At 65.9% G+C, this 20,397-nt stretch carries 28 protein-coding genes and 3 tRNA genes; 22 read left to right on the top strand and 9 right to left on the bottom strand.

Features of this window, described 5'->3' with window-relative positions:
• Positions 1-7: 7 nt before the first annotated feature.
• Together NP4_RS19875 and NP4_RS41010 are read right to left on the bottom strand one after the other, a co-directional pair.
• Positions 8-997: an NAD(P)H-quinone oxidoreductase gene (locus tag NP4_RS19875; RefSeq protein WP_067999875.1), complete on the bottom strand. Its 990-nt coding sequence runs from the start codon at positions 995-997 to the stop codon at positions 8-10.
• A gap of 27 nt (positions 998-1,024) precedes the next feature.
• Entirely contained in the window at positions 1,025-1,189 is a 165-nt protein-coding gene (locus tag NP4_RS41010; protein ID WP_156524925.1) for a hypothetical protein, read from the bottom strand.
• A 105-nt stretch (positions 1,190-1,294) separates the two neighbouring features.
• Here NP4_RS41010 and NP4_RS19880 point away from each other — a divergent pair, with 105 nt between their 5' ends.
• Complete coding sequence (locus tag NP4_RS19880; RefSeq protein WP_067999877.1) at positions 1,295-2,470, top strand: alpha-hydroxy-acid oxidizing protein; 1,176 nt, start codon at positions 1,295-1,297, stop codon at positions 2,468-2,470.
• Between the two features lie 41 nt (positions 2,471-2,511).
• The gene (locus NP4_RS19885) at positions 2,512-3,000 is read left to right on the top strand and encodes a MarR family winged helix-turn-helix transcriptional regulator (RefSeq protein ID WP_067999879.1); all 489 of its coding nucleotides are present in this window, start codon (positions 2,512-2,514) and stop codon (positions 2,998-3,000) included.
• 301 nt (positions 3,001-3,301) lie between these two features.
• Here the strand turns inward: NP4_RS19885 and NP4_RS19890 are convergent, their stop codons facing one another.
• Positions 3,302-3,580, bottom strand: coding sequence for a hypothetical protein (locus NP4_RS19890; protein WP_067999880.1), 279 nt, complete (start codon positions 3,578-3,580; stop codon positions 3,302-3,304).
• A gap of 64 nt (positions 3,581-3,644) precedes the next feature.
• Between NP4_RS19890 and NP4_RS19895 the strand changes: the two genes are divergently transcribed.
• On the top strand, positions 3,645-3,917 hold the full coding sequence (locus NP4_RS19895; RefSeq protein WP_067999882.1) for a PqqD family protein: 273 nt from the start codon (positions 3,645-3,647) through the stop codon (positions 3,915-3,917).
• Positions 3,914-4,432, top strand: a complete 519-nt coding sequence (locus NP4_RS40040) for a lasso peptide biosynthesis protein (RefSeq protein WP_082876029.1) — start codon at positions 3,914-3,916, stop codon at positions 4,430-4,432. The genes NP4_RS19895 and NP4_RS40040 overlap by 4 nt, the downstream gene beginning before the upstream one ends.
• Here NP4_RS40040 and NP4_RS19900 read toward each other — a convergent pair.
• A tRNA-Ser gene (locus NP4_RS19900) sits at positions 4,398-4,482 on the bottom strand. The two genes, NP4_RS40040 and NP4_RS19900, sit on opposite strands and share 35 nt — an antisense overlap.
• 109 nt (positions 4,483-4,591) lie before the next feature.
• Between NP4_RS19900 and nicT the strand changes: the two genes are divergently transcribed.
• Both nicT and NP4_RS19910 read left to right on the top strand, forming a co-directional pair.
• Entirely contained in the window at positions 4,592-5,638 is a 1,047-nt protein-coding gene (gene nicT, locus NP4_RS19905; RefSeq protein WP_484194062.1) for a Nickel transporter NicT, read from the top strand.
• A gap of 93 nt (positions 5,639-5,731) precedes the next feature.
• The gene (locus NP4_RS19910) at positions 5,732-6,787 is read left to right on the top strand and encodes an alpha/beta hydrolase (protein WP_068000207.1); all 1,056 of its coding nucleotides are present in this window, start codon (positions 5,732-5,734) and stop codon (positions 6,785-6,787) included.
• A gap of 4 nt (positions 6,788-6,791) precedes the next feature.
• Here the strand turns inward: NP4_RS19910 and hisC are convergent, their stop codons facing one another.
• On the bottom strand, positions 6,792-7,865 hold the full coding sequence (gene hisC, locus NP4_RS19915) for a histidinol-phosphate transaminase (protein ID WP_067999885.1): 1,074 nt from the start codon (positions 7,863-7,865) through the stop codon (positions 6,792-6,794).
• A 126-nt stretch (positions 7,866-7,991) separates the two neighbouring features.
• On the opposite strand from hisC, the gene NP4_RS19920 reads away from it, so the two are divergent.
• The 4 genes from NP4_RS19920 (at position 7,992) to NP4_RS19935 (ending at position 9,748) form a co-directional block, all read left to right on the top strand.
• On the top strand, positions 7,992-8,717 hold the full coding sequence (locus tag NP4_RS19920) for a dienelactone hydrolase family protein (RefSeq protein WP_067999886.1): 726 nt from the start codon (positions 7,992-7,994) through the stop codon (positions 8,715-8,717).
• Between the two features lie 86 nt (positions 8,718-8,803).
• Positions 8,804-8,893 (top strand) — tRNA-Ser (locus NP4_RS19925).
• A gap of 39 nt (positions 8,894-8,932) precedes the next feature.
• A tRNA-Arg gene (locus tag NP4_RS19930) sits at positions 8,933-9,005 on the top strand.
• A gap of 341 nt (positions 9,006-9,346) precedes the next feature.
• A complete protein-coding gene (locus tag NP4_RS19935) occupies positions 9,347-9,748 on the top strand; it encodes a hypothetical protein (RefSeq protein ID WP_067999888.1) in 402 nt (133 codons plus the stop codon).
• 101 nt (positions 9,749-9,849) lie between these two features.
• Here NP4_RS19935 and NP4_RS19940 read toward each other — a convergent pair whose 3' ends face one another.
• Positions 9,850-10,578, bottom strand: coding sequence for a hypothetical protein (locus NP4_RS19940; RefSeq protein ID WP_067999891.1), 729 nt, complete (start codon positions 10,576-10,578; stop codon positions 9,850-9,852).
• A 174-nt stretch (positions 10,579-10,752) separates the two neighbouring features.
• On the opposite strand from NP4_RS19940, the gene NP4_RS19945 reads away from it, so the two are divergent.
• On the top strand, positions 10,753-11,289 hold the full coding sequence (locus tag NP4_RS19945) for a helix-turn-helix domain-containing protein (protein WP_068000209.1): 537 nt from the start codon (positions 10,753-10,755) through the stop codon (positions 11,287-11,289).
• A gap of 12 nt (positions 11,290-11,301) precedes the next feature.
• Positions 11,302-11,880, top strand: a complete 579-nt coding sequence (locus NP4_RS19950) for a PIN domain-containing protein (protein WP_067999892.1) — start codon at positions 11,302-11,304, stop codon at positions 11,878-11,880.
• A gap of 32 nt (positions 11,881-11,912) precedes the next feature.
• Here the strand turns inward: NP4_RS19950 and NP4_RS19955 are convergent, their stop codons facing one another.
• Positions 11,913-12,314, bottom strand: coding sequence for a helix-turn-helix domain-containing protein (locus tag NP4_RS19955; RefSeq protein ID WP_082876030.1), 402 nt, complete (start codon positions 12,312-12,314; stop codon positions 11,913-11,915).
• A gap of 294 nt (positions 12,315-12,608) precedes the next feature.
• Here NP4_RS19955 and NP4_RS19960 point away from each other — a divergent pair, with 294 nt between their 5' ends.
• The 9 genes from NP4_RS19960 to NP4_RS20000 are packed head-to-tail and all read left to right on the top strand — an operon-like array spanning position 12,609 to position 18,208.
• Positions 12,609-13,556, top strand: coding sequence for a YqaJ viral recombinase family nuclease (locus tag NP4_RS19960; RefSeq protein WP_067999896.1), 948 nt, complete (start codon positions 12,609-12,611; stop codon positions 13,554-13,556).
• 2 nt (positions 13,557-13,558) lie between these two features.
• The gene (locus NP4_RS41675; RefSeq protein WP_169813772.1) at positions 13,559-13,828 is read left to right on the top strand and encodes a hypothetical protein; all 270 of its coding nucleotides are present in this window, start codon (positions 13,559-13,561) and stop codon (positions 13,826-13,828) included.
• Positions 13,825-14,553, top strand: coding sequence for a RecT family recombinase (locus NP4_RS41680; protein WP_067999899.1), 729 nt, complete (start codon positions 13,825-13,827; stop codon positions 14,551-14,553). The genes NP4_RS41675 and NP4_RS41680 overlap by 4 nt, the downstream gene beginning before the upstream one ends.
• The gene (locus NP4_RS19975) at positions 14,553-14,741 is read left to right on the top strand and encodes a helix-turn-helix domain-containing protein (RefSeq protein ID WP_062503346.1); all 189 of its coding nucleotides are present in this window, start codon (positions 14,553-14,555) and stop codon (positions 14,739-14,741) included. Before NP4_RS41680 ends, NP4_RS19975 begins: the two co-directional genes overlap by 1 nt.
• A complete protein-coding gene (locus NP4_RS19980) occupies positions 14,738-15,397 on the top strand; it encodes a hypothetical protein (RefSeq protein WP_067999901.1) in 660 nt (219 codons plus the stop codon). Before NP4_RS19975 ends, NP4_RS19980 begins: the two co-directional genes overlap by 4 nt.
• Entirely contained in the window at positions 15,394-15,996 is a 603-nt protein-coding gene (locus NP4_RS19985) for an LvrA C-terminal domain-related protein (RefSeq protein ID WP_067999903.1), read from the top strand. Before NP4_RS19980 ends, NP4_RS19985 begins: the two co-directional genes overlap by 4 nt.
• Positions 15,993-16,478, top strand: a complete 486-nt coding sequence (locus NP4_RS19990) for a hypothetical protein (RefSeq protein ID WP_067999904.1) — start codon at positions 15,993-15,995, stop codon at positions 16,476-16,478. Before NP4_RS19985 ends, NP4_RS19990 begins: the two co-directional genes overlap by 4 nt.
• On the top strand, positions 16,475-17,980 hold the full coding sequence (locus NP4_RS19995; RefSeq protein WP_067999906.1) for a DnaB-like helicase C-terminal domain-containing protein: 1,506 nt from the start codon (positions 16,475-16,477) through the stop codon (positions 17,978-17,980). Before NP4_RS19990 ends, NP4_RS19995 begins: the two co-directional genes overlap by 4 nt.
• 3 nt (positions 17,981-17,983) lie before the next feature.
• Entirely contained in the window at positions 17,984-18,208 is a 225-nt protein-coding gene (locus tag NP4_RS20000; protein WP_067999908.1) for a hypothetical protein, read from the top strand.
• Between the two features lie 45 nt (positions 18,209-18,253).
• Here the strand turns inward: NP4_RS20000 and NP4_RS20005 are convergent, their stop codons facing one another.
• Entirely contained in the window at positions 18,254-18,625 is a 372-nt protein-coding gene (locus tag NP4_RS20005) for a hypothetical protein (protein WP_067999910.1), read from the bottom strand.
• 174 nt (positions 18,626-18,799) lie between these two features.
• Between NP4_RS20005 and NP4_RS20010 the strand changes: the two genes are divergently transcribed.
• Positions 18,800-19,246 (top strand): NUDIX domain-containing protein, encoded by a 447-nt coding sequence (locus NP4_RS20010; RefSeq protein ID WP_067999912.1) that lies wholly within the window; start codon positions 18,800-18,802, stop codon positions 19,244-19,246.
• 227 nt (positions 19,247-19,473) lie between these two features.
• Here the strand turns inward: NP4_RS20010 and NP4_RS20015 are convergent, their stop codons facing one another.
• Positions 19,474-20,388, bottom strand: a complete 915-nt coding sequence (locus tag NP4_RS20015; protein WP_245997844.1) for an SAM-dependent methyltransferase — start codon at positions 20,386-20,388, stop codon at positions 19,474-19,476.
• Positions 20,389-20,397: the final 9 nt, after the last annotated feature.

A 20,397-nucleotide genomic window follows, 5' to 3' on the forward strand; every position in this document is an offset into this window, starting at 1 on the left:
CTAGCGGTCAATCCTCGCGAATCCGAAGCAGGACCTTGCCGACCGTCTCCGACGAGTCGAGCGCCCGGTGCGCCTCGGGGGCCTTGTCGACCGGAATCTCGGCGCTGACGACCGGGACGATCGTGCCGTCGGCGACCGAGGGCCAGACGTGGCGGTGCAGTTCGGAGATGATCTCGGCCTTGCTCGAGCGCCCGGTGGCCGGGCGGCGACGCAGGTTGGTGGCGTGCACGGTGCCGCGCTTGCCGAGCAGTGTCGCGAGATTCAGCTCGCCGCGGAGACCACCCTGCATGCCGATGACGCACAGCTGGCCGTCCGGGGCGAGGGCGTCGATATTGCGGCCCAGATAGGCCGCGCCCATATTGTCCAGAATGATGTCGGCGCCACCGAATTCGCCGAGGACCGCGACGAAATCCTCCTCGCGGTAGTTGATCAGGATATTCGCGCCGAGTTCCTTACAGCGGTCCAGTTTGCCCGCCGAACCGGCGGTGACCGCGACCCGTGCGCCGCGGCTGACCGCGATCTGAATGGCATGGGTGCCGATCCCACTGCCGCCGCCGTGGATCAACAGCAACTGGCCCGCGTGCAGACCCGCCCGCATCACCAGATTCGACCAGACCGTGGCCGCGACCTCCGGCAGCGCCGCCGCCGCCGCGGTGTCCAGACCTTCCGGAATCGGCAGCACCTGCGTCGCGGGTACGACCACCCGCTCGGCGTAACCGCCCCCGGACAGCAGGGCGCACACGCGCTCACCCGCGCGCCGATCCGCCACGCCCGCACCGACTTCCGCGATCACCCCGGAACATTCGAGACCGAGGATCTCACTCGCCCCGGGCGGGGGCGGGTAATTGCCCTGGCGCTGCAGTAGATCGGCTCGGTTCACCCCGGCCGCGGTGACATCGATCGCCACCTCGCCGGGCCCGGGCGGCGGTAGGTCCGGCACCTCCGCCCACCGCATCACCTCGGGCCCACCGAATCCGTCGAGTGTCACTGCGTACATACCCGCGACCTTACGACGCTCGGGTGGTCATGAGCGCTCGACCGCTGCACGTTCGGCCGTTTCCGCATCCACCCCCTTGGACATAAGGCCCAGCGCCGCCCGCAATTCGTCGGCGGTCATCTCGGCACAGCCCGCGATGCCCGCGGCCTCGCCCCGGCGTCGCAGTTCCTGCAATCGCTCGGTATCGGTCATATCGCACCTCCTTCCGCCCGCCGACCGAATACCCGTGCGGCCCCGGGTGACACCAGTTCGGCGGCTCGCCTCCGCACCGCGATCCGGCGGACTAGCGTGTGCCGGGTGAGTAGTTTCGCCGACTTCCAGTACGAGATCTACCTGGCCGGATTGTCCGGTAGCGTGCCCGAATTACCCATGACGGCAGCCGGATTGGAACAGCGCGCCCGCGAGGTGCTGGACCCGGCCGTCTTCGCGTACGTGGCGGGCAGTGCGTCGGCGGAGCGCACCGCGGCGGCCAATCTCGCGGCATTCGACCGGTATCGGCTGTTACCGCGTATGTGGCGGGGCGCCACCGCGCCCGGCGCGCGCGATCTGTCGGTGGAGGTACTGGGCACCAAATTGGCCGCGCCGGTGCTGACCGCGCCCATCGGCGTGCTGGAACTGCTGCACGAGCGCGGCGAGACGCTGGTCGCCGAGGTGACCCGCGAATTGGGTATCGGCATGGTGCTTTCGACCGCCGCGTCCTCGACGATCGAGGAGGCCGGGGCCGCGGCCGGGGCGTGGTGGTATCAGCTGTACTGGCCGGGCGATCACGAGCTGGCCCGCTCGTTCGTCGAGCGCGCGGTGAAGGCGGGCGCCCGGGCGATCGTCGTCACCGCCGATACGCCCGGATTGGGTTGGCGTCCTCGCGATCTGGAGCTGGGGCATCTGCCGTTCCTGCAGGGCAAGGGCATAGCGAACTATCTGTCCGATCCGGTGTTTCGCGCCAAGCTGGCGACCCCGCCCGAGGAGAGCGAGGAGGCGCTGCGCATGGCCGTGCTCACCTGGGTCGGGCTGTTCGGCAATCACGGTCTGCGCCCGGCCGATCTGGCCCGGCTGCGCGAGTGGACCGATCTGCCGATCGCGGTGAAGGGCGTATTACATCCCGACGACGCCCGCGCGCTCGTCGACGCGGGCGCGGACGCGGTGGTGGTGAGCAATCACGGCGCGCGCCAAGTCGACGGCGCCGCGGCCGCGCTCGACGCCCTGCCCGCGATCGTGGCCACCATCGGCGATCGCGCCGATGTGCTGTTCGACTCCGGCATCCGCAGCGGTTCGGATGCGATGATCGCGCTCGCGCTGGGCGCCAAGGCCGTGCTGTACGGCCGCCCGTGGGCCTACGGCCTGGGTCTGGCCGGGCGCGACGGTGTGCGGCACGCATTGCGACTGCTGCTGGGCGACCTCGATCAGACCATGGGTCTCGCCGGTTGCGCCTCGATCGCCGACCTCGATCGCACGCTGCTGTCGACGCAGCGCTGACCTGGCAACATTCCAAGATTTCCTGCTAATAGAATGACCATATGGCTGAGGAACCGAGCGGTCGCACGGCGCCGGGGCCGAGGTGGCTCAGCTCGGCCCAACAGCGCGCGTGGCGTGCCTATATGGATGGACATCAGCGCCTGATGTCGGAACTGAACCGACAGCTGCAGCGCGACAGCGACCTGACCCTGCCCGAATACCGCATCCTGGTGCTGCTGTCCGAATCGCCGGACCTGTCACTGCGCATGAGCGATCTGGCCGACGGCGTCCTGTCCTCCCGCAGCCGCCTGACCCACCAGATCCGCCGCATGGAGACCCAGGGCATGGTCCGGCGCACCAGCGCCGAGGAGGACGGCCGCGGCGTGCGCGCCCACCTCACCGAGGAGGGCGTCCGCCGCCTGCAAGCCGCCGCCCCCGGCCACGTGACCGCCGTCCGCCGCGATTTCATCGATCTGCTGACCCCGGAACAACTCACGGTTATCGGCGAGGTCTTCGAACTCATCGATAAGGAGATCAACAACCGCCCGTAGCGCGGATTGCGATCCATTCGAAAATAAATGCACGACAGTATAATTCGGCCGGCGTACCGGACGAGAATTCTTCCGCATTCGAATACCGGATAGGGGTCGACGAAAAGACCCTCCAGAGGTTGCGGTCGAGTTCTGACAGTTGCCCGCACTCGGTTCCGAGATCTCTTGCGGCGCATCGTAGTCCGTGCAGGACCGGCCGCGTGTGAATAGAATTCACCGGACCGGTAGGAATATTATCCGTCGTCCGAAGCCTCATTTCCGAACTCCCGCAATTCGCCCGGGGACGGACCGCGGTTCCCGATCAGCCCGCCCGGCGCAGCCCGCCTGTCTCGCGCTGGGCGGCGCACTCGCCGGCGTCGTGGACGATCCGCTCGTCGACCGGCTCGTCGCCGCGCTCCGGAGCGGACGCTACGCACAGCTGGCCGGGCTGCTGAACCATCCGCCGATCTTCGCCGAACTCCTCGGCGACGACTCGATGCTGGCGCGGATGAACATCGTCGACCCCCGGCGGTTTGGCGGCCGTCCAGGCCGACCCGCTGTCGATCCGCCGCAGTGCCGAAGCCCTGATCTGTACCGCCATGACGGAGCTGTTTCTGCGCGGCCTGGAAAGCCGGTCGTCACAACCGGTGAGGAGCTGATAACCCATGTCACTGCTGCGACTCGGCGACGATGCCGTCCTGGATACCACCGACGGAGTCGGCGTCATCATGGACACCCGGGACGGCGTCTACTTCCAACTGAACCCCACCGCCACGCTCATGGTGCAGATCGCGATGACCTGCGAAACCGAAGCCGAAGTGGTGCGGCAGCTCGAACAGCGCGTCGACGCGAGTCCCGAGCTGTTGCCTGCCGGACTGGCCGAGCCGATCGGTCAGCTCACCGAACATCGCCTGCTCGCGCGAACGGACGCCCGATGACCGATCCGGCGCCCTGGCTCGAGTCCATGCTGTCCGATATCGACGGCGTGCCGCCGCCACCCCGCCTGCCATATCGGCTCCGCGGTTACGCGCTCCGGCGAACCTGGACGGCGCTACGCCTGCTCCGCGCCCAAGGCCGGGGACCGGCCCACCGCTACCTCCGAGACCTGGCCCCGCCCCCGAGCCCCTACTCCCCGACCCGCTGGCACCGCCGGTCGCGATCCGACTGGCCCGCCGCGAAATCCTGTTCAGCCAATTGGCCCTGCGAGCAATGCCTCCGAGCGGAATGTGCCTACCGTTCCCTGTCCCTCGGCGCCTACCTGTCGGCCATCGGCCTACCCGCCGAGGCAATCATCGCCCGCGAACGCACCTGCACCAATCCCCGCTACGCATGTCACTCCTGGACCGAGCTCTACGGCGAGGTCCTCAACGACAACCCGGATGTCACCATCGGGTTCTCGGTCATGCAACGAGTCCGTGCGGTGGGTGTGGGATTTGAACCCACGGTGGCGTGAACCACGACGGTTTTCAAGACCGTTCCCTTAGGCCGCTCGGGCAACCCACCTCGCTTCGGGGGTGAGCCGAAGCGCTTTCAGCGTACTGGCGGTCGGGGCGCGGTACGCAATCGGTCGGCGATACGATTGTTCGGCTCGATCGGGAAATGGGGTTCGGCAGTGCGCAGCGTGGTCGGGATGGCGGTCGCCGTCGTGGGGTTGCATGTACTCGGCTGGGGGACGCTGCTGTTTCTGGTTGTGCCGCAGCATCACATGGTCAACGGGGCCGTGTACGGGGTGGGGCTGGGGATCACCGCCTACACGCTGGGCATGCGGCATGCCTTCGACGCCGATCATATCGTCGCCATCGACAATGTCACCCGAAAGCTGGTGGCGGAGAAGGGCAGAGCGAAGGCGCAGTCGGTCGGATTCTGGTTCTCCCTCGGTCACTCCTCGGTGGTGTTCATCCTGGTCGCCCTGCTGGCGCTGGGCGTGCGGGCGCTGGCGGCGAATCTGGAGGACGACAACTCCTCGCTGCAGCGCTGGACCGGGGTGTGGGGGACCAGCGTGTCGGGGGTCTTCCTGATTCTCATCGGCCTGCTGAATCTGGCGTCGCTGCTGGGCATTTGGAGCGTTTTCCGGCGGATGCGCCGCGGCGAGGTGAACGAGGGCGATCTGGAGCGTGCCTTGGAACCGCGCGGGGTGCTCGCGCGAGCCGTCGGGCCCGTCATGCGCACCGTGCGTCGCCCCTGGCACATGTATCCGGTCGGGCTGCTGTTCGGGCTGGGCTTCGACACGGTCACCGAGGTGGGACTGCTGGTGATCGCGGGCGGCGCGGCGGCGACCGGACTGCCCTGGTACGCGATTCTGGTGCTGCCCGTGCTGTTTTCGGCCGGGATGTCGCTGTTCGACTCGCTCGACGGCTCGTTCATGAGTTACGCCTACGGCTGGGCGTTCGTGCGGCCGATCCGCAAGATCTACTACAACCTGGTGATCACCGGCCTCTCGGTCGCGGTGGCGTTGCTGGTCGGCGGTCAGGAGCTGATCTCGCTGCTGGTCGAGAAGGCCGGTGTGGACTCCGGGATCGTGGCCTGGATCGGCAATCTGGATCTGGGCGCGCTCGGCTTCATCATCGTCGGACTGTTCGTGCTGACGTGGGCGGCGGCGGTGGCCGTCTGGCGGCTGGCCGATGTCGAACATCGCTGGGGCGCGCGCCTGTCCGATTGACCCCTATCCAATTCGTGTGTCGCGGGTCACTTTTGTGACGACGCGGCCATGAGCCGCTTCGACGCATTCGATGCGCTCTGGCAGGATGGCGCCATGGTTCGTCGCCGGTTCCGGCGCCGCCTGCCCGGCGCCCTCGCCAGCGCCGCACTGTTGCTCGGTGCGGTGTTGTACGCGGCGCCCGTCGACGCCGCCCCGGCATCGCCGCCGGTCAACTCCGGTTCGGCCGACGGTCCCGCGCCTGCGACCGAGGACCCCCGCCCGGCGGTGGCCTCGATCGATCACATCGAACAGATCACCGAACGCCGCCTGCGGGTCTTCGTGAAATCCCCCGCGATGGAACGCACCGTGCAGGTGCAGGTGCTGTTGCCCGCCGATCGCTCCAAACCGCGCCCCACCCTCTACATGCTCGACGGTCGCAGCGCCGTCAAGGACAGCAACAACTGGATCGAGCGCGCGGGCGCGGTGGACTTCTTCGCCGACAAGCCGGTCAATGTCGTTCTCACGGTCGGCGGTCCGGCGGGCTATTACACCGATTGGCAGCGCACGGATCCGGTCCTGGGCAACAACCAGTGGGAGACATTCCTCACCCGCGAACTGCCCCCGCTGATCGACTCGACCTTCGAGGGCAACGGCCGCGACGCCATCGAGGGCGTCTCGATGGGGGCCGAGGCGGCCATGATGCTGGTGATGCGCAATCCTGGCGTCTATCGCGCCGTGGCGGCCCACAGTGGTTGCTACGCCATGGGTTCGGATCTCGGCCAGGCCCAGGCGCGGGCGGTGGTGCGCACCTACGGCGGCGATCCGAACAATATGTTCGGCAACGAGGAAGATCCGGACTGGCTCGCCCACGACGTGATGACCCATGCCGACAGCCTGCGCGGCACCGCGATCTTCCTCTCGGCGTCCAGCGGCCTGCCCGGCCCGTACGACACCCCGGGCCATCCGGACTATCCGACCTCGATCAGTTTCGGCGGCCCGCTGGAAGCCGCCGCCAACGCCTGCACCATGGCCCTGGCCGATCGACTCGAGCGCATGCGCATCCCGGCCGCGACGGATCTGCGGCCGGTCGGCACCCATTCGTGGCCGTACTGGGCCGACGAATTGCCCAGGGCCTGGCCGACTCTCGCACAGGCGCTGGGCGTGGGCTAGCGGTTCAGCCGAGGAAACGCGCGAGGACCGCGGGATCGGTGGCGAAGGCCAGGAACAGGTCGTTCTCGTGCGGATCGCCCGCGGTCACCCGCACGCCGTCGTTCGCGTACGGCCGCAGCAGAACTCCGGCGTCGGCACTGGCCTCGGCATAGGCCACGCTGCGATCGCCCAGTGGTAGCCAGAGGAAGTTCGCCTCGCTCGGCGGCACGGTGTACCCGGCGGTCTGCAGGGCCTCGCGAATCCGATTCCGTTCGGCGATGAGTTTGTCGGTGCGATCGAGCAGTTCCTCGCGCGCCTCGAGGGAGGCGACGGCCGCGGCCTGGGCGAGCCGGTTCACGCTGAACGGGATGTGCACCTTCAGCAGCGCGGTGATCACCTCGGGATCACCGACGGCGTAGCCGACGCGCAGTCCGGCCAGTCCGTAGGCCTTCGAGAAGGTCCGCAGCACAAGCACATTCGGACGGCCGCGGCCGATCTCGATGCCGTCGGGATGATCCTCGACGCGCAGATATTCGTAATACGCCTCGTCCAGCACGACCAGGATGTGGTCGGGCACCGCGTCGAGGAATCGCTCGATCTCGGTGCGCCCGTAGGCGGTGCCGGTGGGATTGTTCGGATTGCAGACGAAGATCAGCTTGGTGTGCTCGCTGATCGCCGCGGCCATGGCGTCGAAGTCGTGCGCATAGCTGTCGGTGAGCGGAACCTGGACGGCCCGGGCATTGCCCACCTGGGTCACGATCGGATACGCCTCGAACGACCGCCACGCGAACAGCACCTCGTCCGTCGATGCGGCACAGGTGATCTGGACCAGTTCCTGGCACAGCGCTACGCTGCCGCAGCCGACGGCCACATTCGCGATATCGACATCGTGGAACCGCGCGACGGCCGCGCGAAGTTCGCCGGCGCCGTTGTCCGGGTATCGGTTGACCAGCTCGGCCGCCTCGGCGATCGCCTTGGCGACGGTCGGCAGCGGGCCGAAGGTGGTCTCGTTACTGGCCAGCTTCACCGCACCGGGATTGCTGCGGCCGGGGGTGTATGCCGGGATGGACTCGAGGTCCGGACGAATGCGAGCGGTCACATCAACCACCCTAGAACGTGCCGGACGATCGTGATCGGACAGTCGTCGTGGCCGTAAAATTTTCCGCCGACCACCCCCTACATGCGAGTTGTCCCGAACTTTATAAAGGCGAACTACCCTGGATCCATGTCGGGCGTATATCGAGATCATGCGTCGGCGCGCGACACCGGTCCCGAACATCCGGATCGGCAACCGGACGCGGCACCGGCGCGAGTGCCCATCACCGTCCTCGAACCGGACGGCTTCGCGCGCGGCGGAATCGTCGTCCTGCACGAGTCCCACGAGTTCGCCGAGGCGTTGCTGGAGTTCCTGAAATCGCTCGCGGGCGAGGGTTGGATCGTGGTCGCGCCCAATCTGTTCCACCGCTCCGGCCCACCCGCGGACAAGGTGTTCGGCGCGGATCTGTTCGCCGATTTCGACGCGTGCGTCGACTGGCTGGTCGGCCGCGGCGTCATCCCCGACTGCGTGGGCGTACTCGGTTTCGACTCCGCGGGCACCGCGGCCCTGCTCGTCGCCACCGACCGCCCGATCGGCGCCGCGGTCAGCGTCGCGGCCCCCGGTATCGCCGAACCGCTCACCACCCAGGCCACCGCCCTCGTGCGCGCCGCGCCCCGACTACGCGCCCCCTGGCTCGGCCTCTACGGCGCCTCCGATGCCGCCACCCCCTTCGGCGAGGTCGAAAGTCTGCGCGAGGCCGCGGCCCGCGCCGCCACCGCCACCCTCGTGGTCACCTACCCCGGCCTCCACCACCGCGCCGACGAGCCCGGCCTCGACGCCCACACCGACGACCCGCACACCGCCGTGGACGCCCGCACCAGAATCTTCGACTGGTTCGACTGTCACCTGCGATGACCAGCCGTTTTGCTTACTGAGCGGTCGATCTGTACTCTTGCCTCTCGGCGGTTCGAAAGGACCGGGCCCTCGACGAGAAGGCTCCAGGAGGCGTGCCAGAGCGGCCGAATGGGACTCACTGCTAATGAGTTGTCCCTTCACGGGGACCGGAGGTTCAAATCCTCTCGCCTCCGCCAAGCCCGATCCGTCGGGCTTACACAACTGAATACGACCCTGCGCCCGTAGCTCAACGGATAGAGCATCTGACTACGGATCAGAAGGTTGGGAGTTCGAGTCTCTCCGGGCGCGCAGAGAAATCCCCTGTGACCATTGGTCATAGGGGATTTGCACTATCAAGGACCACTCGACGTGGTCACAAGACTGGTCACTCGCTGCGGCGGTGCGCCCGGCGGAGCATCTGATTTTCCCCACGCGCCCTTCGGAACTGGGGTTTTCATCGAGTTTCCACGGGCTGGCCTACTCGAATCCCAGTGAAGTGAACTAGAACACGAACCTGCTGGTTCGTACGAAGATGACCGATTCCACAAAAAGGTCCGTTCGGACTTGTTTTCCATGAACGGTCGGTACTAGCATTGCGACAACCCGGTCCCCAGTGGATCAATGACGCTGCGCCAGAAAGGAAGTCGTCCATGTCCGACGGCGACCCCGCCACCGACCCACTGAGCGAAACCACCCTGGTGACCCAGTGCGGTCACGAGGTCCACCTCGAGGCGTACCAGGTAGAGGGAACCGGCTACGTGGTGATCACGCATGCCGACGGCACGACCGACGAGATCACCGCGGCCCAAGCCACGGACGTCATCGCGGCCCTGGGAGTCCAGGCGCATCGCATGGCGGCCGAGTACCGGTCCGCCACGGGCGAGCCGGAGGCGGTTACGCCCTTCCACTCGCCCCGCAGCGTCCTCGGAAAGTTCAAGGGGTGGCGCAACTCTGCCCCCGGTCACAGCAAGGCTGTAGCGGGCATGACGGCGGGCCTGGGCGTCGCGCTGGTCGCCGATTGGGTCCGCTTCGCCCTGGAGGCCGCGGCCTGACCGATCGAAAGCGATGCTGCCGGATCGGTTTTCGGTAGCGCGCGGTGGATTGCCCGTGACAGGCCATCTTCTGCGGCGTCGTTCGCACGCCTCCGGATGAATCAACCGTCTGACCGACGGGAATCGAGTGCTCTCCGATGGATCATCCGCAAAGCTTCGAGAATTTCCTCGATGATCAGGTCCACGTCAGCGCCGACGCCTGGCCTGCTCAGGAGATACTCGATCTTGCCCGAAAGTTCCCGTCGGACGTGTGTCACCGTCTTGCCCAGTTCGGGGATGGGTTGGAGTAAGCGGGGCCCGCCGGGAATCGGCGTGCCCTGCACCGCAAGTCGCGCGACGAGCTGGAAGGTCTCGTATGCACGCGAGAGCCTGGCGATCGGACCCGCATCGCTTCGGTGCGCACGGGAAAGCTGGTACCACCCTGCCTGCGCCAGGTCGGCGATCAGTTTGTGCGGGTCCTGACCGACCTGATCGGACGGTGATGCGGGCATCAGACCTTTACGGCTGACGTATTTGAAGGGCTGACGATGGCCGGGTTCCCACGGAATCGGCGCGCTTTGGCCAACCCACCCGCAGGCCAGGTGGGCAGCCGGGAGATCGGCCAATGTGAGCTCGACCTTGCCGGTGGCAGGCTCGCGTTGCCAGCTGGTGATGGCAAAAGCCCCGGTCACCACGTTGCTTTCGACGGCAAGCGCGATATCGCCGAATTGTTCGAGTTTCACATCCGAGCAGGTCCACCAGCGCGCGGTTCGGTCCCGCAACGACTGCGCCACGGCGTCGTCCTGGTGACCGGATGCGGTGCGAGTCGGGGTGACGTTGAACTCGATCACCAGCCGAGAATACGTCGAAGTTCAGATACGTATCAATAGATACGCGGACCAGTATCCACTGATATGTGCCGCCGCGGAGCGATGGCATGAGAAGCTATTCGCAAGTTTCGAAAGCTCGTTCTCATCGTTCGATGGTCCGTCATCCGAGGCAAACGGGCAAGGGAGGTGTGCACCGTGGGTGGGCGAGCGTTGGAAGAGAAAACCTTCATCCCCGCTGGTGATCCACAGGACTTGGCTCCAGTATTGAGCTTCCTCACGGCGCATGAGCAACGTTGGGGGACACAAGCGCAGCTGAGCTATGCCCTTGTCGGCATCGACGAGCACGACCGGATCGAGCTTCCGGAGGAAGTTCATCAGGCATTGAAGCAGGTCGTTGCCGCCTTGCTGGCGGGCAAGGCGGTAACTGTCGCGCCGCGAAGCATGACCTTGACCTCGCAGCAGGCCGCTGATCTGCTCGGGGTCAGCCGCCCAACGGTGATACGACTCATCGACAGAGGGGATCTGCCCGCCGAACGGGTCGGTAATCGCCATCGATTGCGGCTGGACGACGTCCTCGTCTACCGGGAAGCAAGACGTAACCGTCAGTACGAAGCACTGGCCGAGACCGCGGTGGACATCGATGCCGAGGACGATCCGGAAGAGATTCGGGAACAGTTGCGTCAAGCCCGCAGAATCATGGCCGAACGCCGAAAGACAGAGCGGCGGAACTGAAACAATCGGGACATGTTCGCCGTAGTGCTGGATACGTGCGTGCTCTGGCCGAGCCTGCAACGTGACTTCTTGTTGTCGCTGGCAGTCGAGGGCATGTACCGGCCGCTATGGTCGAGCGCGATCATCGGCGAGCTGGAATATCACGAGAGCGCCAAACTGGTTGCCTGGGGCGAGGATCCGGAGACAGCTCGAAAACGCTCGTGTCATCTGATCGACATGATGACCTTGAGATTCGATGACGCATGCGTAGAGAACTGGGAATCGCTGGAGGGTACATTCCGGCTGCCCGATCCGAACGATGAGCACGTCCTCGCCGCGGCGGTTGTCGGTGGCGCGGGGGCGATCGTCACCGACAACGTCTCTGATTTTCCCGAGCGTGAAGACCTCATCCCTTCGCGGATCAAGATTTTGACGGCAGCTCAGTTCGCTGCCGACACTGTCGCGGTCTCTCCGGAGACGGCGTTGCATGCGATCGAAACGATGATCGTCCGCTTCGAGCGACCGCCACTGACTGTCGAACAGGTGCTCGGGTTTCTGATCGATCGGTATGCAATGACCGAAGCGGTGGAGCTGATTCGTTCAGTCTGTTGAGTTTTGGAGCCTTCGCGTTGAATCGTGTTGTGCTACTGCTGCGCAGCCGCCAACTGCCCGGCCTCGGCGGCAATAACCTTGCGCCGCTGAGCGATCAGCCGTTTCGCCACGGCCTCCAGCACCGCCAGATCCGCTGATTCCAGCAGCTCCATCCCGGCTGGAGGAGCCCACCCCTTGGCGGGCGCCTTCACATCCAGACGTGCCGCAACGACTTTCGGATCGATCCCGAGCGCATCCGCCAGCTTCATGACCGTCGTCGCATCGGGAATGGACCGGTTGCCCTTACCGGTCAGCAGTCGATGCACAGTGCTCGGACCCAACCCGGCGGCCTCGGCGAGCCGGGCGAGGCTGGGCACCCCGGTGCGCGGGTGCAGGAATCCCGCCGCGGCCATTTCCGATGCCCACGGCTCGGGCGCGATTTCTCCGCGTGACATGACCGGGCGTCCTCCCTGATTGCGCTGATGTGCCGACCACTGTAGCGCACAGAGTTCATGGGATTTGGGACGGTAGGACGCTTCACACGCTGATCTTTAGCTCGAGCTGCCTTCCGCTACTGGACAGTTACGTCCCATATGTCCTATAGTACGTGGAACATGAGCGCTTCGGCATCAGGTGAACCACCTGATGAGCCCCGATCCTCATCGCCGATGAAGCGTCCCCCGGCCGCCCGCCGAACCATGGACGCGATTCGGGCAGCTACGCCCCCGAACCAGTCGACGAAGGACCCCGTGACATCCCATACCTCCCAGCCCATCAACGGCTGCGCCGTCCCGCTGGGCCGATTCCGCGCCGGTTCACCCGAATGGCACACCGCCCGCACCACCGGCCTGGGCGGCAGCGAGATCGCCGCGGTCCTGGGCCTGAGCCCCTGGGAGTCCTACTGGTCGCTGTGGCACCGCAAACAGAATCTGCTGCCCCCGGTCCGCGAAAACCTCTACATGCGCATGGGCTCGCTGTTCGAGCCGGTCATCTACGACCACTACGAACGCGAACTCCTCCCACCCGACCACACCATGACCACCGGCTGGACCTACCGCCACATCGACCGCCCCTGGATGATCGCAAACCCCGACGGCCTGATCTGGAATCCCGACGGCGACCTCGTCGACGGCATCGAAATCAAATGCGCCGCACGCGATCATCAATGGGGACCCGAGGGCACCGACGCCATCCCCATCTACTACAAGACCCAGATCTGCTGGTACTGCATCGTTCTCGGCCTCGACGGCATGAATCTGCGCGTCGTCTTCGGCGTCGGCGACTGGCGCACCTACCGCTACGAACCCACTGCCGAAGACATCGACACTCTCATCACCGCGGGCGCAGACTTCATGGCCGCCCTCGCCGCCCGGCAGCCCCCCAACCTCGACAGCCACCTCATGACCTACGAGGCCGTGCGCACCCTGCATCCCGAAATCGATGGCAGCACGATCCAGATATCCGCCGATCTGGCCGACCGCTGGTGGACCGCCCAAGCCGAATTCGCTACGGCCGAAAGGCAACTCCAGCACGTCCGCAACGAACTCGCCGACACCATGGGCGACGCCTGGCGCGCGCAATGCGGCGACCAAACCCTCGCCTGGCGCCAACGCCCCCGCGGCAACGGCGTCCCATTCCTCAAATCCGCACCCAACCCGCACCACGGCTCGATCACCGAAGCCCTCCCGAAAGGATGACCGTGCAGCTCACCGACTCTCTGCCACCGAGAACCGCCACGGGCGGTCGCCCGCACGCCTACGCCGCCGAAGCCGCGACCCTGCGCACCAACCCGTACAAGTGGGGCCGCATCCTCACCGCGGGCAACCCGGCCGTCGCCGCGTCGCAAGCCAACAACATCCGCCGCGGCAAACTGCGCTCCTTCGAACCGGCCGGAGCCTTCGAGGCCGCCGCCCGCGGCTGCGATGTCTGGGCCCGCTATCTGCCCACCCCGGAAGCCGATGCCGCGTGAGCTCGATCGCCAACGCCGCCAACGCCTCCGAGCTGACCCCCGCGTCCATCGTCAACAGGTACCGCGACGACATCGCCGCGGTTCTGCCCCCGAAACTGCAGGCCCGCATCGACCGCTGGCTGCGCCTGGCCATCGGCGCGGTCAACAGCAATGCCGATCTGGTCGACCGCGTCCGCGCCGACCAGGGCGCGTCGATGATGCAGACGCTCATGAAATGCGCGGCCCTGGGCCACGAACCCGGTTCGGGCCTGTTCCACCTGGTCCCCAAGGGTCCGCGGATCGAGGGCTGGGAGGATTACAAGGGCGTGCTGCAGCGCATCGACCGCTCCGGCGTCTATGCCCGCGTGGTGGTCGAGGTCGTGCACGCCAACGACGACTACGCCTACGACCCCAACCTCGACGATCGCCCGCAGCACAAGCGCGCTGCCGCCGATCGCGGCGAACCGGTGTCGGCCTACGCGTACGCGGTCTATCCCAACGGGGCGGTCACCGCGGTCGCCGAGGCCACCCCCGAACTGATCGCCGCCTCCAAAGCCAAGGCCCGCGGCGCGGACAACGCCTCCTCGCCCTGGCGCGCACCCGGTGCGCCGATGCACCGCAAGGTCGCCATCCGGCAGCTGGAGAAGTTCGTCGCCACCTCCGCCGAGGACATGCGCGAGGTCGCGGTCCGCAATGCCGCGCCCGACGTCGAGGACGCACCCGCCGACTACTACCAGGAACCGTGATGGAACAGATCTCCTACACCGCCGAACAGGCCGCCGCCCGCACCGGCCTCAAACCGCGCCGCATCTACGACGCCATGACCAACTGCGAACTGGCCTACCTGCAGGTCGGTCGCAACAAGGTGATCCTGCACGACGAGCTGATGCGCTGGTTGAAATCCCATCAGCCCGGCAGGCCCACGGCCGCTTGATCTTTCGCCTCGCACCCTCGACCGGCAGCGCCGACCACACCGCCGCCGGTCCCACCTTCGACCTCGATATGGATTCGCCCGCAATGTATGTCGACCTCCTACCCGCCGACACGGCCCGTAATCACATCCAATTCCTATGTGACAACGGCAGCAACCAATCCCGCATAGCCCGCGCCGCCCGCATAGCCCGACCCACGGTGGTCGCGATCCACCGCGGCCGCAATCAGCGCATCACCCGCGATATCCACGAACGCATCCTGCGCGTGCGCCCCGGCGACGACGGCATCCCCGCCGGACATGTCGACGTGCTCGGCTCGCTGCGCCGGGCGCGTGCGTTGATCGCCGACGGCCATCCGATCACCGAGATCGCGGCCCGGGCCCGGCTGACCGTCGAAGCGGTAGCGGCAATCGCGGAAGGGCAGGTCGGCGACGTTCCCGAGGAGGTCGCGCGGCGGCTCGCGCGTGCTTTCTCGAGCTTGCAGATGATTCCCGGCACGTGTGAACAGACTCGCCGCTATGGTGCCGCGCGGCGCTGGCATCTGTCCTGGGAGTGGGACGAGGATGATCTGGATCGCCGCCGCGCCCGGCCGTGCGCGCCGAGTACCAGTCGCCGCCACGAGATGGACGCGGCCGGGCCTCTCGAGGTCGCGGCGTGACCCTCGTGCACATTCCCGACAACTTCCCGGACGGCCCGGGCTTCAGCGAACTCGAACGTGGGCACCAGTATTCACTGCTGCTCGGCTGGTTGTACTGTGCCCGCTACGACACCACCATCGTGCCGTCGGGCATCTGGGCGTCGTTCACCTCCGAGGTCACCTCGGGTGTACTGGAGCGCGCCGGGCTGATCGAAATACGGTCCACCCCAGCGGGAATCGTCTGTCACGGCGGTGGAAAGCCGAAACGACCCCATCGCGCAGTAGCACCCCACGATTCGGCTCGATTCGAGGCGTGGTGGTCGGTCTGGCCGCGCAAGCAAGCCAAACGCGCCGCGCAGCAGGCATTCGCCAAGGCGCTCACCAAGATCGGCTTCGACGACCTGATGGCGGCCACCCACCGCTTCGCCGACGACCCGAACCGCGAAGACCGCTACACACCCCACCCCGCGACCTGGCTCAACGGCGAACGCTGGCTCGACGCCCCCCAACCCGCCGACCCGCGCAGCACCAATGCCACCGCCCGGGTGAGCGCGACCGTCGAACTCGGCCGCAGACTGGCAGCCGCACAACAACTTCCCGCCCTGCGAGGACCGCGATGAATCCTCGTCACATCGAGGCGGCCACCACCGCCTACGCGGCCGCCGAAGCCCTCGACCCGCAGATGCCCGCCGCCGACCTGATCCGCCTGCAGGCGTGGGCGGACCTGTTCGTCGACGACAATATCGGCCCGGCCGAGGCCCTGGCGGCGGTCAAGGACTTCTACCGCCAGCCCCAACGCTTCCCGATCAAACCCGGCGACATCATTGCCCGCGTGCGCCGCATGCCCGTCACCAGCAGCCCCGAACGCATCCGCGCCTTCATCGACCGCTGGTCCGACCACCCGTACTCCGACGCGATCAGTCGCATCACCGGCATGACCTGGACGCCGCCCTACCCGCCGCCCGCCGATATCGACCGCGACGACCCCGACGCGCTGCGCGCATACCACCGCGCCGCCTACAAGACCTGGATCGCGACCCATCGCGCCGAACTCGAACAGCGCGCCCTGGCCCACGGCGAACAACTGGAACTGACCGCATGACAACCGCTTACGAGCGAGTCGTCGACGCCTTCCGCGCCCACGGACTGATCGTGATCGAGCGCGGCACCCACACCGCCTCCGCGCAGGCCCCCGGCCATTCCCCGGCCGATCGCTCGGTGTCGATCCGCGGCATCGAGGGCCAGGTCCTCATCCACAGCCACAGCGACGACACCGCCACCGTCCTCGACGCCGTCGGGCTGACCATGCCCGACCTGTTCGACAGCCCCCAGGGAGCTACTTACAGCTACGACGACGGCCGCATCGTGCGCCGCACGCCCGCCAAGAAGTTCAGCCAGACGGGAAACACTCAGGGCCGCAGCCTGTTCCGCGCCTCTCGTCTGGCGGACGTGGATACGGTGTTTCTGGTCGAGGGGGAGAAGGACGTCCTGGCGATCGAATCGCTCGGCGGCACCGCCACCTGCAACGCCATGGGTGCGGGCAAACTTCATCTGTTCGACTTGACCCCGCTGCACGGTAAGAAGGTCGTCATCGTCCGCGATATGGACGAGATCGGCGAATCCCATGCTCGCCAGGCACTTTCACTGCTGGAGGGGCGCGCCGAGGTCACCCTGGTACGCCCGGCCGTCGGAAAGGACGCCGCCGACCACATCGTCAACGGCTATGGCCTGCAGGACTTCCCACCCGTCACACCACCCATGCCCGAGGGTCCACGCCGCCTGTCCGACGCGGTGGCCGACTGGTGGACCTGGCTGGACGCCCCGCCCTCCCAGGTCCGGATCTTCCCGACGCCATGGGTGCGACTGAACGAGGTCATCGGCGGCGGCCAACACCCCAAACGCGTCTACATCGTCGCAGGCCGCCCCGGCGGCGGCAAAACCATCGGCCTGCTCAACCTCGCCCACCACATGGCCGAAAACGGCCACCGCGCACTGGTGTTCAGCCTGGAAATGCCCGAACTGGAAATGGTCTCCCGCGTCATGTCCGCCGGAGCCGAAGCCAACTACGGCCGCATCACCCGCCGCGAACTCGATCAATGGGACCGCCGCAAACTCGAACTGTTCCACCGGGGCGGCCGCATCGACAACACCGACCTGTGGCTGATGGACCACTCCACCCTCACTATCGAGGACATACGCGCCATCGCCCGCCAAATGAAAGCCTCGACCGGCCTGGACGGCGTATTCATCGACTACATCGGCCTCATCACCGCCACAAAAGGCCACCGAGACCGCCGAGAATCCCTGGGCCACATCATGAAAGAGGCCGTCAAAATGAGTAAGGAACTCGACCTGGCCGTCACGATCGCCTCCCAACTCAACCGCGGCCCCGACCAATCCAACCGCCCCCCAATCCTTTCCGACCTCCGCGAAACCGGCGACATCGAACAGGACTGCGACGTAGCCCTGCTCCTACACCACCCCCAGATGGACGGCATCCCCACCGGCGAAGTCGAAATCATCGTCGCCAAAAACCGCACCGGCCCCCGCGACACCACAATCACGCTGCCCTGGCGCCCCAACTACGCCAAGATCGGAGCCTGACCCATGCCCACCAAACCCGAACTCGAAATCTGGGGCAACGAACACCTCATAGTCATCACCACCGACACCCGCTCCTGCGTCTTCACCATCGCCCACGGCCCCGAAATCCGCACCACCCAACCGGTCATCGGCGACTCCGACGGCGAATTCGAACTGGTCTTCCGCATCTCGCGCCACTCGATCCACGACCGCGCTCAGGCGTCGGAAATCCTCACGCCAGCAGCTTGATCCGCCGCATGGTGGGTACCCGGCCCGGGCACCCACCGCCGGAGACTAAGCGTCGATCATGCATTTCAAGAACTGATCACCGAACTTATACCTGTCGCCCTCACTGCTGTCCTGACTCTTCTCGATACATGGACCCCGGCGCGGTGCGAGCATGTCCTGCTCCGCTTCACTGAATTGACTATCGGAGCCGAACATCTTCTCCTTCATGCACTTCCCGAATGAGTCCATGAACTGCTTGACTTCATCTCGCGGGATCCCCGCAACAACCTTCAAACACTCACTCACCTCCGGCTTCAGTTTCCCAGCCAGCTCCTTCTGCTCCGCACTGAGAGGCGCCGCCCCAGCGGGCCCGGCAAGCAACACAACAGCCAGCGCCGCGACCCCGAACGAGACAACCGAAACCTTCCGACCCAACATCCCCTACCCCTTTCCCGATACCTGACACGGACGGCCCTCGTCACAGCACACCGCGGCCACAACAAGCACCGACAATCCATTCGCCACAACAGCCCAACCCGGATGGGTAACAAGCGAAACCATCACCCAGGCGTAGCGTCCCCGAGCACACCCAACCAGCCAGGAGCCCAACCCATGGCAGCCCGCCACCTCATCGACGCCCACGTCCTCCTAACCCGCAACAACCACCTACTCCTCTCCCAAAGAGGCGGCCAAGACGAATTCACCACCCGCTGGCACCTCCCCTCCGGAAAACTCGACCCCGCAGAACCCCTAACCCAAGCCGCAGCCCGAGAGGCCTACGAAGAGGTCGGCCTGACCATCAACCCCTCCGACCTCCAAGCCATCCACATAACCCACATAACCGGTTCCGGCCACGAACCCCGACTGGGCATCTTCTTCCACGCCACCCATTGGCAAGGCAACCCCACCAACAAAGAACCAGACAAATGCCCTGCCCTCCAATGGGTCTCGTTCGACGAACTGCACACGATGGACATCATCGAATACGCAGCCACAGGTATCCGAGCATTTCTATCCGGGGCCACCGCATCGTTCAGCGAATACGGCTGGCCCACCTAGGTTTCTCGACGACATTCAACTCGCGTTCGGGTTATACCGCTTGACGACACTCAGATCGTCGTCACGGCGGATGATCACCGAGCCGTCCAACCGTCGCACCCCGTGCTCGCCAGGGCCTGGGACCGGCTCGTCCCAGTAGGTCGACAGTCGCCGGACAAGATCGTCCACCCTGCGTCTCGTTGTAATTTTTGGATATTGTTGTGCTGCAGTAGATTTGTCTGTTCACCTCACGGCACGTAGCACATTCCACCGACGATTCGGAACGTTGTCGGCGGCAGGTCTCCGCCGAGCCGGTCTTGAATGGTCACCACGCCTGGCGGCAGGATCTCGAAGTCGTCAAGCAGCGCGACGATTTCATCGTCAGATCGCAGGCGGAATGCAGCTGTGCTGCAGGCGGTGTCGCGAATCACACTCTCGACGAAGTCGCGATCACTGTCGGAGGAACCATGTGTGACGGCAAGGACGCTGTTCGGGGCCAGCGCTTTTCGAAACCGGCCGAGGATCTCACCCGGGCACTCGCCGTCCATGATGTGGTGCAGAACGCCGACACACATCACTGCAACCGGTTGGTCGAAGTCGACAACCTTCTCGTCGCGCAACTGGTCGATCAGCAGCGGATCCCGCAGGTCGCCCAACACCGACCGCACTGCCGGATCCTCAGGAATCATCGCGTTCGCGTGGGCGAACACCATCGGGTCGTAGTCGACCGACAACACACGAGCGCCCAACGGGTCACACTTCTGCGCAACTTCGTGAACCGCCGGTGATATCGGAATACCCGCACCCAAGTCGATGAACTGCCATATGCCCTCATCCAGCGCATCCTCGACACAACGGATCAGGAATTGACGGCTGAACCACGCCAACATGCGGGTATCAGGAGCGATCGCCAACATCCGTTGTGCCACAAGCTGATCCGCCGCATAGTTGTCTTTTCCGCCGAGTAGGTAGTCGTAGATCCGGGCCGCGTTAGGAACGTGTGGATCAAACCCGCGGTCAAAAACCGTTGCTGTCGCAGGATCAGGCTGTGTGTGAATCCGCTTGGCGGTGAGGCAGTCTCGGTCGAGACAACTGGAGCCTTCACGCCACTCAAGCCCCATGGCTTCGGGATCGCTGCAGCGTCGGTTCACCGTCGCATTCAAGGGCAGCTC

This window comes from Nocardia pseudobrasiliensis NBRC 108224 (assembly GCF_001613105.1).
Classification (GTDB): domain Bacteria; phylum Actinomycetota; class Actinomycetes; order Mycobacteriales; family Mycobacteriaceae; genus Nocardia; species Nocardia pseudobrasiliensis.

What these genes read in the sequence shown, in the direction of transcription:
- NP4_RS19995 (WP_067999906.1), top strand. Translation starts at nt 16,475, where the DNA reads ATGACAACCGCTTACGAGCGAGTCGTCGACGCCTTCCGCGCCCACGGA.
- NP4_RS41010 (WP_156524925.1), bottom strand. Translation starts at nt 1,189, where the DNA reads ATGACCGATACCGAGCGATTGCAGGAACTGCGACGCCGGGGCGAGGCC.
- NP4_RS19920 (WP_067999886.1), top strand. Translation starts at nt 7,992, where the DNA reads ATGTCGGGCGTATATCGAGATCATGCGTCGGCGCGCGACACCGGTCCC.
- NP4_RS19935 (WP_067999888.1), top strand. Translation starts at nt 9,347, where the DNA reads ATGTCCGACGGCGACCCCGCCACCGACCCACTGAGCGAAACCACCCTG.
- NP4_RS19950 (WP_067999892.1), top strand. Translation starts at nt 11,302, where the DNA reads ATGTTCGCCGTAGTGCTGGATACGTGCGTGCTCTGGCCGAGCCTGCAA.
- NP4_RS20010 (WP_067999912.1), top strand. Translation starts at nt 18,800, where the DNA reads ATGGCAGCCCGCCACCTCATCGACGCCCACGTCCTCCTAACCCGCAAC.
- NP4_RS40040 (WP_082876029.1), top strand. Translation starts at nt 3,914, where the DNA reads ATGACCGATCCGGCGCCCTGGCTCGAGTCCATGCTGTCCGATATCGAC.
- NP4_RS19955 (WP_082876030.1), bottom strand. Translation starts at nt 12,314, where the DNA reads ATGTCACGCGGAGAAATCGCGCCCGAGCCGTGGGCATCGGAAATGGCC.
- NP4_RS19875 (WP_067999875.1), bottom strand. Translation starts at nt 997, where the DNA reads ATGTACGCAGTGACACTCGACGGATTCGGTGGGCCCGAGGTGATGCGG.
- NP4_RS19990 (WP_067999904.1), top strand. Translation starts at nt 15,993, where the DNA reads ATGAATCCTCGTCACATCGAGGCGGCCACCACCGCCTACGCGGCCGCC.
- NP4_RS19895 (WP_067999882.1), top strand. Translation starts at nt 3,645, where the DNA reads ATGTCACTGCTGCGACTCGGCGACGATGCCGTCCTGGATACCACCGAC.
- NP4_RS19975 (WP_062503346.1), top strand. Translation starts at nt 14,553, where the DNA reads ATGGAACAGATCTCCTACACCGCCGAACAGGCCGCCGCCCGCACCGGC.
- NP4_RS19890 (WP_067999880.1), bottom strand. Translation starts at nt 3,580, where the DNA reads ATGGCGGTACAGATCAGGGCTTCGGCACTGCGGCGGATCGACAGCGGG.
- NP4_RS19885 (WP_067999879.1), top strand. Translation starts at nt 2,512, where the DNA reads ATGGCTGAGGAACCGAGCGGTCGCACGGCGCCGGGGCCGAGGTGGCTC.
- NP4_RS19910 (WP_068000207.1), top strand. Translation starts at nt 5,732, where the DNA reads ATGGTTCGTCGCCGGTTCCGGCGCCGCCTGCCCGGCGCCCTCGCCAGC.
- NP4_RS20005 (WP_067999910.1), bottom strand. Translation starts at nt 18,625, where the DNA reads ATGTTGGGTCGGAAGGTTTCGGTTGTCTCGTTCGGGGTCGCGGCGCTG.
- NP4_RS20000 (WP_067999908.1), top strand. Translation starts at nt 17,984, where the DNA reads ATGCCCACCAAACCCGAACTCGAAATCTGGGGCAACGAACACCTCATA.